This window comes from Paenibacillus sp. FSL M7-1414 (assembly GCF_038003195.1).
Lineage (GTDB): Bacteria > Bacillota > Bacilli > Paenibacillales > Paenibacillaceae > Paenibacillus > Paenibacillus amylolyticus.
Genome location: NZ_JBBOOS010000001.1, coordinates 5,764,142 through 5,777,338 on the forward strand (window position 1 = coordinate 5,764,142; position 13,197 = coordinate 5,777,338).

The window sequence follows — 13,197 nt, forward strand, 5'->3', positions numbered from 1 at the left end:
AAAACTGGTTTTCTGTCAGCCATATCTCTATACTAGAGAAATACTTATAGTAACTTTCAGGAGGTAAACGTATGAAACCTTTACAAGTATCGGCTGATACAGCCGTCAAATTAGCAGAATCCCTGGGCGTACCTTTGGAGCACCTGATGCACATGCCCCAACATATCCTGATGCAGAAGATTGCGGAACTCGCCAAACAAGAAGCCTCCAAACCTTCCGCACCAGAAGGCGAACAAGAATGATTCCGTTTGAGAACAGCTGGCCTTACGATATTGTGATGGGAGACATCTATGTACAGCAATGTCCCTACTGTCATGCAAGCAACGTGCTGCTCCCCCTCAAACCCAAAGAGCTTGTGCTCATTCGCGAAGGCAAAAAGAAATTACTGGTCTTTCCCTGCTGTAATACAAGCATGACTGTGATCGACAACGACAGTGACTATTTGTTATCCAGCCGTCCTGTCCGTAACTAATGTAAGATCAACCTAGAGGGGGCTGCGCTTTGCAGCCTCTTTGTCTGTTTCCAGCATCTCTTCAGGGAGTTCCAACTTACTTGAAATCATCTGCTCACGCAGCACGGCCCACTGTTCCCTTGAAGCACGAATCATGGCCGCATCTGTGATCCGCTTGTCATGAATGACCTTGCTGAACCATTGCACTGCTTCATTAAACCGTCCTACCCTGCGGTTCAATTCCCCGAGCAAATACAACAGTTTGGCTTCATTGCCACCCGTTCCTTCACGTTCGAACACCTTCACATAGGCTTCCAGGCTAAATTCAAGAAAACGATGTTCCTGTGCATGGTCCTCCATATAACGATACAACCAAGCTATATGATGCAACAGACCAGCGACGACACGATCTTTCTCCCGGATAACCTGTGCGCACAGCAAGGCAAGCTTGTACGTTGCCAGCGCCTGTTCCAGTGTTCGTGCTCCGCTATAATCACGTTTAACCCAGCGGTTACCGATCTGTTCCTTAAAAGCCTTGCGCTGAGCATCATTTAGATGCTCCGTTGCGTTCTCCGTCGTGGCAAACCCGCACTGCGGACAGATGCGAACCACATAAAAATCTGGATTCTCCAGCTTGTAGTAAGCACAAAAATCCGAATCCGTCCGGTAGGGCCTTTTCAAACTCGGTCTTACCCGTGAGGTTTCATACTCGGTTTCGCAATAATGGCAGGTCACTTTCACCTTATACAGCGGCTCTAATTCCAATCTATTCCATCCCTCTCCCGTACGCTTGTAATCATATTCGGATCTACGGTGTATTCACAAAATGATGTGCAGGCCCGGATAAACGCTGCAGGATAAACGAATGCAAGGGCTCCTCCACACCAATCTGTGTTAAGGCTTGATCCATACATGCAAGCCAAGCCTCAGCCCGTTCAACCGTCACTTCAAAATGCATATGACGGGCACGCATCATCGGATGTCCAAACGCCTCGGAAAACAGCCCTGGTCCTCCAAAAAACTGAGACAAAAACATATACTGCTTGTCGATGACCGGCTGAATATCTTCCGGGAAAAGCGGAGCCAGCTGCTCATTCTGCTGAACGATCGGATAGAAAGCCTCGACCAGTGCGCGAACACCTTTCTCACCGCCAAGATTGTCATAAATACTTAAACTGGGATTCATTCGTCTGATTCCCCTTTCTGATGTCGAATTTTGCCATATATTACACGTTCCGTGAACATTGTGAAAACAGTAACAATATCCAGGCCACAAAAGCCTTTATCTTCATTCTATCAAAAAAAACCAAAAAGTCCTATATAACATGAAATCATCAGGACATGTAACCTGCCATCTGTATATAGGACCTTATTCTAAATGTAACACAAAAAAAGCGCCAACCGCTTGGGTTGGCGCACTAGACATTTCATTAATAACTCCGCCAGTCCTCTTCCTCGGAGCGTACCAGCGAGGCACGTATCACATATACAAAAGCACAGACCAGGATTCCGGTGACAAGACTCATGATCATCACTCCATCCGAATTGAATTCCACCTTGGAGACAATTAGGTGACGTTCAGGCGTTTTTCTCATTTTAGCACACATCACTCAAAAACACAGCCACTTTTGCAAGCGCTTTCTACGTATAATTTTGTACTGTTTGTCCACTTTTTTTCATATATTGATGGCAATAACATCACAGACTTCCGCAGACCATTCCAAATATAAAGGAGAAGAATTCATGGCTGCTTCACAACGACTCACCCATGTCCTGGTCACAATCGCTCTCCTGATCCTTTGTGTGTTAATGGTCTTGTATCCAGCGGAAACCTGGCATGCAGGTGTACGTGGACTGTCCATCTGGTGGGACGTATTGTTTCCCTCCCTTTTTCCTTTTTTGGTGCTGTCCGAGCTGCTGCTCGGCTTTGGCATTGTTCATTTTCTAGGTACCTTGCTGAATCCACTGATGCGTCCATTGTTTCGTGTTCCCGGAAGCGGTGGTTTTGTATTTGCCGTGAGCTGTGCATCCGGTTATCCTACAGGGGCGAAACTGACCGCTCAGTTATGGGAACAAAAGCTGGTTACCCGGGAAGAAGGAGAACGGCTCGTTGCCTTCACTACATCATCCGATCCGATCTTCATGATTGGAGCGGTATCGGTTGGGTTCTTCCATAATGTCGCCATTGCTCCAGTATTGGTTGCGAGCCATTACGCTGCAGCTTTTCTGGTGGGTATGCTCATGCGTTTTCACGGGGGTACAGCAAAAGGCTCACACCCAGACAGTTCTTCTGGATCTCCATCGGAGGGGATACCTAGAAACAGACTGGTCCGGGCCATCTATGCGATGCATGAAGCAAGAAAAGCTGACGGACGGGCATTTGGTGAATTACTGCGCCAGGCAGTCTCCTCATCCCTTCGCCTTATTATTATCGTAGGAGGGCTGGTTGTATTCTTCTCGGTCATGATGGAGTTGCTTGTCCAGACTGGTTGGCTTGGCGGATTATACGGCATAACCGAGCAATTGTTACGACATAGCGGACTGCCTCCATCCTTATCTCCTAGCTTGGTCGGTGGGCTGTTTGAAGTAACGCTGGGGAACAAAGAGGCTGGGAGTGCCGGGGCATCCATCCCACTCGTCTTTAAAGTAGCAGCAGCAGCCTTTGTTCTCTCCTGGGGCGGATTATCCGTCCATGCACAGATTATGAGTGTTCTTAGCAACACACCCATGAGATATGGTCCATTTCTATTTGCCAGAGCAATCCATGCGCTAATCGCACCTGTGCTGGTCCTGCTGTTGTGGACACCCATGATGGGACGTTCCTCTTCACCCGTTCTCATGGAGCCCGGTTTCATCCCATCGTTATCAACGTATACACCGGACTGGGGACTGATTTTTTTATCCGGAATGATTGTTTTTGTAAGCCTCATCGTGTTGTTGTTATTCCTTGCAATATTAAGTTCCATTCTCAAGCCTAGACGACATGCCAAAAAATAAGTGGACGATTCATCTATATTTAACTGAATATGCGCCCAAACGTTGTGTTCTTCCGCGGAATTGATTATCATCGGTAGTATAATGACCACAAAGGAGCTTTCATCTTGAGATACTATGTTCAAGACCGCGGAGACCAGTTATCGATTGATCTCAGTCAGCAGTTTCATGCGCTGGCGAAGGAAGAAGGGTTCAAGCTGGATGCAGAATCGCCGGAGATTGTTATCTCCATCGGGGGCGATGGTACGATGCTACAGGCATTTCACAATTTCATCGACCGTATTCCGGATATTGCTTTTGTTGGGGTTCATACAGGCCATCTCGGCTTTTACGCCGATTGGAAGAAGGAAGAATTACGGGAGTTAGTCAGGCTGATGAGTGGCAAGGGAGATCCGGAGCGTCTCAAACCACGTATTGTACAATACCCACTCTTGGAGCTTGAGATTCGTAAAAAGTCGGGGAATTCCTCTTACATCGCCCTTAATGAATTTACGTTAAAAGGTGTAGACGGTACCGTCGTGGCCCAAGTCGATATTAACGATGTGACATTTGAGATGTTCCGTGGGGATGGCATCTGTGTATCCACGCCATCAGGCAGCACGGCATACAACAAGGCCCTTGGCGGTGCCATGGTTCATCCAACCATCGAGGCGATTCAGATTGCGGAGATTGCATCGATTAATAACCGGGTCTATCGTACACTTGGTTCACCGGTTATTTTGCCCAAGCATCATCATTGTGATATTTTCTCCCGCAAGGATCAGCGGTTATTGATGACGATTGATCATGTGAATGTGATGGTGGAGGATCTGATCTCCGTCCGTTGTCAGGTATCCAGTCACAAGGTCAGTTTTGCACGTTTCCGCCCTTATCCATTCTGGAACCGGGTTCGCACGGCATTTCTTGATTAAAATAACACACCAAAAAAGCGGTCCTTCTCAGGAACCGCTTTTTGCTTTGGCTTGAGGTTGATCCTTGCTCTTCTGAAGCACAAAGTACGCACAGCCAAAGTTACAATATTCATTGATATAATCCACCATACTGGCAATCGTGGAGTCCTTCGTCGCTTTTGGATGGTTATCACGGTAAAAACCTTTTAACCTCAACTGGCTATAACCCCAGTCCCCGATAATATAATCATAACGCTCCAGCACTTCACTGTAACGATCACGAAAGACCTCTGGATTCCAGCCCTCTTTGTGGTTCTGGACGATTTCATAATTTTTGCCGCCGATCTGTACAATGACCGGTTCTTTGGGCTTTTCCTCAACTGATTCAACAACTGATTCCTGAACCGGCTCCTGGATCTGCTCCTGAAGTTGGTCCTGAATCTGTTCTGTGATTTTTTCTTCTTCCAATCCGGTATCCTCCATCACGCGTGTGTTGCCGCCTGTTCAGCATGTTTGGTAGCCGATTTCACCTGTTCATGCGCATGGTAGGAGCTGCGTACCATCGGGCCGGATTCGACGTGGCTGAACCCACGTTTTAATCCTTCCTGTTTCAATGCAGCAAACTCCTCTGGCGGATAATACTTTTCAACATACAGATGTTTCTCCGATGGCTGCAAATATTGACCAATCGTCATAATATCACAGTTCACCGCACGAAGATCATCCATTGTTGATAAAATTTCATTATATTCCTCACCTACACCAAGCATGATGCTTGATTTCGTAGGGATGTTAGGTTGCATTTCTTTGGCACGAGCAAGCAATTCCAGTGAACGTTTATATTTTGCCTTGGCACGCACTTTGTCTGACAACCGCTCAACCGTCTCAATATTGTGATTCAGAATGTCCGGTTTGGCATCCATTACAATCTGCAAAGATTCCCGATCGCCCAGAAAGTCTGGAATGAGTACTTCAACGCTGCACAATGGCAACCGTCGTCTTACGGCCTTCACGGTCTCTGCAAAAATCGTAGCTCCCCCATCCTTCAGGTCATCACGGGCTACACTTGTAATTACGCAGTGTTGCAGATTCATCTGCTCTGCTGCTTCCGCCACACGTTCTGGTTCCTGCAAATCAAGCTCCGTTGGCAAGCCTGTATTCACCGCGCAAAAACGGCATGCCCTTGTGCAAATGTCGCCCAAAATCATAAAAGTGGCCGTTCGATTGGCCCAGCATTCATAAATATTCGGACACCGTGCTTCCTCACATACCGTATGCAGCGTTTTGGAACGCATCATCGTTTTCATTTCCTGATAGTTATCGCCGGTTGTCAATTTGATCCGAATCCAATCCGGCTTCGGTTCTTTAACACGTTTAGCCAATGCATAAACCTTCTTTCTACTGAAGTTAGGCTGTTGCTCGGAACATATTATACCATGAAAGCGCTGGAAAAACCCCCATTTGTCACATCTTGTGCATTCGTGCCCGATATGGACAATTTGTATAATTGGATTCCCCCCCAAGAGCTTACATGGATAAAATGAGAACTTTTGAAGAACGCTAACCTTTAGCTTGGTTCATCGGGTACCTTGTATCATTCTAATGGAAAGGGGCTGCATCCCAGTGCAACAACGCTTGACCTTCAGGCACACGTACCGCTTTTGGATCAAAACATTACTTGCAGGTACTCTGCTTCTCCCATTCTTGCCTGTTGAAGTTTACGGTGAACCCGCCCAGGCCGCTCCCAAACCACAGGCTGCCGAGTTAAAACCCGTAGAAATTTTCGCTGCACGTCGCCATTTATATGAAACCATTGGTCAGATGACCCAGATTCCCTGGTACAGGCTTGCCGCCATTGATCAGTATGAACGTACGATTACTCGTGCACACCCAAAGGATCGCAAGCATCCGGAGCGGCTTACGGGTATCTTCATGACCCCTCCGGCCTGGAGAGGATGGCTAAATCCCGATGAGACGGATCAACATCCGGAATCCATTCTTTTTTTCAAAGGATATGGACGGGATGGTTCAGGAGACGGTATAGCGGATGCCAACAATGATCAGGATGTGTTGTACAGCATGGCTTCTGTTATTCAAGGTTACGGGAACAAACAAGAGGACTTCAACATTGCCTTGTGGGAATATTATCACAACTCCCGTGCTGTGCAGCGGATACAGCAATTCGCGAAGTTATATGAGCATTTTGACAATCTGGATCTGTTCGGACATGCCTTTCCGGTCCCACTCGGAACCAACTACTCCTATCGCAGTACCTGGGGGACAAAAAGAAGCTGGGGCGGTTATCGTATTCATGAGGGAACAGATATTTTCGCTCCGCATGGCCTGCCTGTACGCAGTACCTGTTACGGTGTCGTGGAGATCAAAGGCTGGAACCCGTTTGGCGGCTGGCGCATCGGAATTCGGGATTTGAACAACCATTATCACTATTACGCCCATCTTTCGGGTTTTGACAAAAGTGCACGCATCGGTGAAGTTGTGATCCCCGGTCAGGTTGTAGGTTGGGTTGGCAGTTCGGGTTACGGGAAACCTGGAACACAGGGCAAATTTCCTCCGCATCTGCACTATGGTATCTACCGGGACAGCGGACTGCACGAATGGTCGTTCGATCCTTATCCACAACTGAAACATTGGGAACAGGATGAACGCAAACAAAAGAACAAGAAAAGTAAGTGAGACGAGGATATGCACGATAAGTATTCGAAAAAGGGACCTCTTTAATAGAGGACCCTTTCTTTGCTTGCAATTCAAATTTGTGTGTATCATGGGTGCGCGTCCTTATTGAGCTGTAATCCCCCATTCACATCAGGCAGATCATCCGGTTCAATTTCTTCAAGTTCATTCCCTTGCAAATGGTCTGACGGCGTCTGTTGCTGGTTCTGGCTAGGGGGATTCGTAGTTACTCCATTACCGCTTGATACACCCGTATGACCTGATGGCAGCGCAATAGCTGGGGCATTACTGCCGTTACTGCCCACTGGCTTGCCCTGATTATCGTAATAATACATTGGCACATCCCCGACAACCAAAAGGTAGGAAATCGGGATTTCCGTATCGACCGTTTCGGGCTCCATGTCGAAGGGCACCACGACCGCGACCTCAGCAATGATGTGAATGTACACTTCCACCAAAATCATGTTAATACCCGCATTCTGTTGACGGGTGTTCAGATCCACTTTGACAGCGCCTTGGGGCTCAATACGAACCGGTATACTCGGGCCAAATGAAGCCAACACCGGACTGCCCAGCGCCTGCCCCAGCGGGATTTTTTCTTTTAACATGTGTACATTCTGCAGCGTGGATTGCACAATATTCATCGTACTTGCGGTGATTCGCATATGCTCATTGTAGTTCAGCATGAAACCGGACACTTTCCCGGCGGTATCCGTCTTCCAGTCAATCAGTCCTTCGTTGGTTTTGCCATCTGCAACCTGTGCTGTAATCGCCTTGTTGATCGCTTCAGTCGCAATCTGTTTCACTCTGATCTTGGCCAAGTGCATGATGGGGGGCTTCATCTTTTTATCCACATAAGCAAAGCCCTGCATCAAACAAAACGCGGTGACCAATAAAATGATCAACCACATTTTGCGTTTGCCGCTTGGCGGCTTACGGCGTCTCCGGCTTCGCCATTTTCTTCTCATCATCGAAGTGTCCCTCCCCTACGGGATGAGCTATAGGCTATATGTTAACCTTATGCACCGTTGTCCCGAAAAAGAAGGACAGTACGTGGACACTGGACAGAAAGTAACAACAACATGAAAGGGACAAGTACTCCTCATTGGTTAAACTAACCTCGAATCGGAAACTACATAAACAGAGATAAAAAAACCTTTCACCCGCAAATTACTCTGCAAGGCGAAAGGTTTTATGTTCAGACCACCCAAAGATTCAGGCCAGGTCTATCCTTTTATTTCGGAACAGATTCCCAGTCTTTCAGGAAACGTTCAATCCCGCTGTCTGTCAGTGGGTGTTTCCAAAGTGTCGGCAGAAGCGAACCCGGAATGGTGGCAATATGCGCACCGGAAAGGGCTGCATCCTCTACATGTTTGATATTGCGAATGCTTGCTGCGATAATCTCGGAAGGCAGATCATACATGTCCAGAATAAGACGCAGATCACGAATCAATTTCATACCATCCACCGCAATATCATCCAAGCGACCAACGAATGGACTGATGTAGGTTGCACCGGCTTTCGCCGCCATCAGGCCCTGTGCTGCGGAGAAAATCAGCGTTACATTGGTTTTGATCCCTTTTTGCGTCAACTCATGACAAGCGTACAGCCCATCTTCGGTCATCGGCAATTTAATGACTACATTCGGTGCCCATTCTGCAATTTCATAAGCTTCCTTCAACATATCCTCGGCTTTGAGACCGATGACTTCAGCACTGACCGGGCCTTTAACAACGCCACAGATCTCCTGAATGACTTCTTTAAATACGCGACCTTCTTTGGCAATCAAAGACGGGTTAGTCGTGACTCCATCCACCAGACCCAGACGTTCGATCCGTTTGATTTCTTCCACATTCCCTGTATCCAAGAAAAATTTCATGATATGTTACCTCCACTTGATGAATTCGTAAACACGATATAAGTCATTACCCGATGTTCATCATATGTTAACAGTTATATATAAAATTAATTTTTCTCTACAGCGTGACCACCAAATTCATTACGCAATGCTGCTACCACTTTACCTGTGAATGTGTCTGTTTCCAGGGAACGATAACGCATCAGCAAGGACAACGCGATAACCGGTGTTGCGGTTTGAAGGTCAAATGCCGTTTCTACCGTCCAACGTCCTTCACCGGAAGAGTGCATTACGCCTTTAATCTCATCGAGGTTTGCATCTTTGGAGAAGGCACGTTCTGTCAGCTCCATCAACCAAGAGCGGATCACGGAACCGTTGTTCCATACGCGAGCCACTTGTTCGAAGTCGAAGTCAAATCCACTTTTCTCCAATACGTCAAAACCTTCACCGATGGATGCCATCATACCGTACTCGATACCATTGTGAACCATTTTGAGGAAGTGACCGCTGCCCGCTTTACCAGCATACAGGTAGCCATTCTCCACGGAAGTATCTTTGAATGCCGGTTCAACAATTGCCCAAGCTTCCGGGTCTCCACCGATCATATAACATGCTCCATTACGTGCGCCTTCCATACCGCCAGATGTACCTGCATCCATGTAGTGAATGCCTTTAGGTTTCATCTCTTCGTAACGGCGGATGGATTCTTTGTAGTGGGAGTTACCCGCTTCAATAATGATGTCGCCTTTGGACAACAATGGGCTAACTTCAGCCAATACTGCGTCTACCACGTTGTGGGGAACCATGATCCACAATACACGTGGGGATTCGAGTGAAGCCACCATCTCTGCGTAAGAAGATACGCCTTCAGCGCCATATTCTTTCATTTCATTTACTGCTTCAGCGTTCAAGTCAAAAGCAACCACTTCGTGTTTGTGATCAATCAGGTTTCTACCCAGGTTCAATCCCATTTTTCCTAATCCGACAAGTCCAAGTTTCATTTCAAAATCCTCCTGTTATGAACAATGTTTAAATTTCATTTTGTTGCAGAGCGCCAGACTACATTGCCGTTTCGCAGCAACCGTTCCGGTTACGGCTCGTTCTTTCGATCGCTATTGTATCCAAATTTCTTTTCATCAACCTTTAAATTGATGAAATTTGGATACAAAGGCGAACGCTTTGCTTCTACAGAATCGATTCCGTACCCTACACTACATCGCTACTTAGGCAAAAAATTCAGTGCGTCCGCTAATCTATATTCAAAAATTTTCACGGCCTTCCGGCCAATAACCGGAAGGACTTATGCAAAATTGGAACGGTATGATTCGTAATAGTTACTGTATATCTCAGTATTTTGCATCATTCGATCCAAACTCGCATAAGAGTACAAGCAGCTCTATGGGAATAAAACATTTCGTTCTATATCCTGTTAACTTGGAAAGGTTTGTTTGGATTTGTGCAAATGATTATTTGTGAGCAGAACGGATTGTAAAGTTGTTTTTACTATTTGTGTTCTCTTATGCTCACTCTTTCGTTTCACTTACCACCAACGGTAGCCGTCTGCTGCTGTCAGGCGATCTGCTGACTCTGGTCCATGCGAACCTGCACTGTACGTATCCAGTGGCACGCTGCCCGCTTCGAATGCTTCCTGAATCGGTTGCACCCATTGCCATGCCAGCTCCACTTCGTTCCAGTGAGCGAAGAAGGTGGAATCTCCACGCATCGCATCAAAGATCAGATTCTCGTAGGCTTCAGGGATGTTACGTTTACCTGAATTGAAGGTCATATGCATTGGTTCCACTTCACCATGGTTCAATGGATTCTTCGCATTTAATTGAAGCGAGATGCTTTCTCCCGGACCAATTTCAATCGTCAGCAGGTTAGGTTCCGTTGTATTTTCGGATTCATGACCGGTCTTCAGTGGAGCCTTGAACTCAACAACGATTCGGGTGGATTTCTCAGCCAGGCGTTTACCTGTACGGATATAAAATGGAACCTCGCTCCAGAACGGATCATCGATCCAAAGTCTTGCGGCAACATAGGTCTCATTCTGAGATCCGGCTGGAATGCCAGGTTCGTCCAGATATCCAACAACCGAAGCGCCTTGCAGCTCACCTGCTGCATATTGCGCACGAACAACTTCAGAAGCGATATTTTCTTTTGTCAACGGACGAAGTGCTTCAGCAATTTTTTGTTTTTTGAATTGAATTTCTTCCGGTGTGCAACGTTTTGGCAAATGCAAACCAATCATCATCAGCAACTGAAGCATATGGTTTTGGAACATGTCACGAAGGGCACCGCTTTGATCGTAATACGCGGCACGTTCTTCAACACCCACCGTCTCACTTGCCGTGATTTGTACATTGGCAATATAACGGTTAGACCACAACGCCTGAATCACCGGATTTGCATAGGTGAGCGTCTCAATATTTTGAACCATCGGTTTACCGAGGAAATGGTCAATGCGATATATTTCTTCTTCCGCAAAGGTATTGCTCAGTTTTTCGTTCAGATCACGAGCCGATTGCAGGTCGTGTCCGAATGGTTTTTCGATAATCAGTTTCTTCCAGCCTTTGGTGTTACCCAAGCCACTTTCTTGAATGTTTAATGCAATTGGCTCAAAGAATTCCGGTGCCACCGACATGTAGAACATACGGTTTTTGGGAATGTTAAGCTCTTGTTCACGCTGTTGAACCAATTCCAACAGTTTGGTGTAATCTTCAGGCTTCGTATTATTTAAAGAACAATAACGGAAAGCGCCAATGAAATCACGAACTTGAGATGCTTCTTCCGGCGTCTGACGTGAGAATTCATGCAGTGACTTTTCCACATTCGCCTGGAAGTCCTTATCCGACAATTCTCGTCGTCCCAAACCGATAACGGAGAAGGATTTCGGCATTTTCTGATCCATGTACAAGTTATATAATGCAGGGTAAATCTTGCGTTTGGCTAAATCGCCTGTTGCCCCGAACAGGACAAATGTCATTGCATCCATTGGAGTGCCTCCTGTGATCTGTGCAGTATAGTATATGATGTTGCAAAATGTTCAAATCCAAGCATGACAAAAGACGGAATAAGTGGGTATGGTCCCCGCCTTGCCTCCGTTTATATAACGCACCTGAATTCAACCATGGAACATTCCTTCTCTCCACAACCTGTGTTTAGGTTATAAATTGTAACCATTTGAATTAACGTTACCCATATTACACCTGTCGTCACAATTCGTCAACAATCGTGTCGAACCTGTGAACTCCAGTGTTTATAGGGTTTTTATTTGATGATAACGCTTTATGTGGTAACATTAAGAACAATTGGTATGTGACATTTTACACATATGGCCTGTGGACAAGTAGGTTACAATAAGTATACTAATGATATTACAAGCAATACTAAATCAAAGGAGTACAATCATGAGCGATGATGAGAATGCCAAGCAAATATGTACAAAAGTGGAACAATCTTATCAGATCATTGGCCGAAAATGGGTAGCCCTCATTATCCATGCGTTGATGGAGGAACCCAAACGCTTCAGTGAGATTCACGCTTATATCCCTGACTTGAGCAAACGTGTGTTAAATGAGCGAATGAAGGAACTGGAGGAAGAAGGACTAGTGGTTCGCCATGTGGTCACGGAACGTCCAGTTCGAACTGAATATATGTTGTCACGAAAAGGCACGGAACTGGGGAGAGCGCTAAGCGCCGTGGAACGTTGGGCTGATAAGTGGCTGTAACAGCTTGAGGAAAACCTTAATGTTTATTTAGCTTGAAGATTACCGATGTGTAATCCCGGAGGTGAGTATCGCATTTAGCAACTGGCTAGTGCAATCCACAGCCGGGATTTATTTACTTCAAACGGTAAATACTAATTGTGTATATAGAGACGTAATAACGCTATTATTTTGCAAACTAAATTAATGCTTGCTGCACCGTTCAAATTGTTGCCTATAATACAACGGGCTCGTCCCGGCAGATTTGCGAAATAATTGGATGAAATACATCCGTTCGGAAATCTGGCACGTCTGCCAATCTCCTCCACCGAAAATGTTGTTATATCAAGGCGTAAGTAGTCCTGCTTCAACCTTCGAGCTGTGACGTAATCCGTAATGCTGCTACCTGTTTCTTGATGAAAAATGCGGGAGGCATACGATTTGGACAGGTGAACATCTGCCGCCATCTTGCCCAATCTGATCTCATAATCCAAATGCTTTATAATCCACCACATCATCTTCTCCAAGTGTCTAAAATGACGTGAATCCGCTAACTATAAAAGCGCTACATTTGCACCCTCTTTCTGTTGAACCAACACGCTCAAA

16 protein-coding genes are annotated in these 13,197 nt (G+C 46.2%); 6 read left to right on the forward strand and 10 right to left on the reverse strand.

The window, feature by feature from the left end:
• The first annotated feature begins 71 nt into the window (after positions 1-71).
• Together MHH92_RS25205 and MHH92_RS25210 are read left to right on the forward strand one after the other, a co-directional pair.
• Complete coding sequence (locus tag MHH92_RS25205) at positions 72-242, forward strand: YycC family protein (RefSeq protein ID WP_017692379.1); 171 nt, start codon at positions 72-74, stop codon at positions 240-242.
• A complete protein-coding gene (locus tag MHH92_RS25210) occupies positions 239-472 on the forward strand; it encodes a hypothetical protein (RefSeq protein ID WP_017692378.1) in 234 nt (77 codons plus the stop codon). Before MHH92_RS25205 ends, MHH92_RS25210 begins: the two co-directional genes overlap by 4 nt.
• 12 nt (positions 473-484) lie before the next feature.
• On the opposite strand, the gene MHH92_RS25215 is transcribed toward MHH92_RS25210, so the two are convergent.
• The 3 genes from MHH92_RS25215 to MHH92_RS25225 all read right to left on the reverse strand — a co-directional run bounded on the left by MHH92_RS25215 (position 485) and on the right by MHH92_RS25225 (position 2,046).
• Entirely contained in the window at positions 485-1,216 is a 732-nt protein-coding gene (locus tag MHH92_RS25215; protein WP_036605724.1) for a DUF2225 domain-containing protein, read from the reverse strand.
• Positions 1,217-1,259: 43 nt separating this feature from the next.
• On the reverse strand, positions 1,260-1,637 hold the full coding sequence (locus MHH92_RS25220; RefSeq protein WP_036605723.1) for a globin domain-containing protein: 378 nt from the start codon (positions 1,635-1,637) through the stop codon (positions 1,260-1,262).
• Positions 1,638-1,881: 244 nt separating this feature from the next.
• The gene (locus tag MHH92_RS25225; protein WP_155984997.1) at positions 1,882-2,046 is read right to left on the reverse strand and encodes a hypothetical protein; all 165 of its coding nucleotides are present in this window, start codon (positions 2,044-2,046) and stop codon (positions 1,882-1,884) included.
• 148 nt (positions 2,047-2,194) lie between these two features.
• Between MHH92_RS25225 and ylbJ the strand changes: the two genes are divergently transcribed.
• Positions 2,195-3,448: a sporulation integral membrane protein YlbJ gene (gene ylbJ, locus MHH92_RS25230; RefSeq protein WP_340907052.1), complete on the forward strand. Its 1,254-nt coding sequence runs from the start codon at positions 2,195-2,197 to the stop codon at positions 3,446-3,448.
• Between the two features lie 104 nt (positions 3,449-3,552).
• Entirely contained in the window at positions 3,553-4,356 is an 804-nt protein-coding gene (locus tag MHH92_RS25235; protein ID WP_036673293.1) for an NAD kinase, read from the forward strand.
• 27 nt (positions 4,357-4,383) lie between these two features.
• Here the strand turns inward: MHH92_RS25235 and MHH92_RS25240 are convergent, their stop codons facing one another.
• Positions 4,384-4,803, reverse strand: a complete 420-nt coding sequence (locus MHH92_RS25240; protein WP_235200693.1) for a YutD family protein — start codon at positions 4,801-4,803, stop codon at positions 4,384-4,386.
• 14 nt (positions 4,804-4,817) lie between these two features.
• Positions 4,818-5,717 (reverse strand): lipoyl synthase, encoded by a 900-nt coding sequence (lipA, locus tag MHH92_RS25245; protein WP_017692371.1) that lies wholly within the window; start codon positions 5,715-5,717, stop codon positions 4,818-4,820.
• A gap of 241 nt (positions 5,718-5,958) precedes the next feature.
• Here lipA and MHH92_RS25250 point away from each other — a divergent pair, with 241 nt between their 5' ends.
• Positions 5,959-7,029 carry a M23 family metallopeptidase gene (locus MHH92_RS25250; RefSeq protein WP_340907055.1) on the forward strand — a complete coding sequence of 357 codons (1,071 nt, stop codon included), beginning with the start codon at positions 5,959-5,961 and terminating at the stop codon, positions 7,027-7,029.
• A gap of 86 nt (positions 7,030-7,115) precedes the next feature.
• Here MHH92_RS25250 and yunB read toward each other — a convergent pair whose 3' ends face one another.
• The 4 genes from yunB to zwf form a co-directional block, all read right to left on the reverse strand.
• A complete protein-coding gene (yunB, locus tag MHH92_RS25255; protein ID WP_051446910.1) occupies positions 7,116-7,997 on the reverse strand; it encodes a sporulation protein YunB in 882 nt (293 codons plus the stop codon).
• 263 nt (positions 7,998-8,260) lie between these two features.
• Positions 8,261-8,905 (reverse strand): fructose-6-phosphate aldolase, encoded by a 645-nt coding sequence (gene fsa / locus MHH92_RS25260; protein ID WP_036605718.1) that lies wholly within the window; start codon positions 8,903-8,905, stop codon positions 8,261-8,263.
• A gap of 86 nt (positions 8,906-8,991) precedes the next feature.
• Positions 8,992-9,885, reverse strand: coding sequence for a phosphogluconate dehydrogenase (NAD(+)-dependent, decarboxylating) (gene gnd, locus MHH92_RS25265; protein WP_017692367.1), 894 nt, complete (start codon positions 9,883-9,885; stop codon positions 8,992-8,994).
• A gap of 539 nt (positions 9,886-10,424) precedes the next feature.
• The gene (gene zwf, locus MHH92_RS25270; RefSeq protein ID WP_340907059.1) at positions 10,425-11,879 is read right to left on the reverse strand and encodes a glucose-6-phosphate dehydrogenase; all 1,455 of its coding nucleotides are present in this window, start codon (positions 11,877-11,879) and stop codon (positions 10,425-10,427) included.
• Positions 11,880-12,294: 415 nt separating this feature from the next.
• Here zwf and MHH92_RS25275 point away from each other — a divergent pair, with 415 nt between their 5' ends.
• Entirely contained in the window at positions 12,295-12,615 is a 321-nt protein-coding gene (locus MHH92_RS25275; RefSeq protein WP_036605715.1) for a winged helix-turn-helix transcriptional regulator, read from the forward strand.
• Between the two features lie 131 nt (positions 12,616-12,746).
• Here MHH92_RS25275 and MHH92_RS30645 read toward each other — a convergent pair whose 3' ends face one another.
• Positions 12,747-13,109 (reverse strand): AraC family transcriptional regulator, encoded by a 363-nt coding sequence (locus MHH92_RS30645; RefSeq protein WP_354437672.1) that lies wholly within the window; start codon positions 13,107-13,109, stop codon positions 12,747-12,749.
• Between the last annotated feature and the right edge of the window lie 88 nt (positions 13,110-13,197).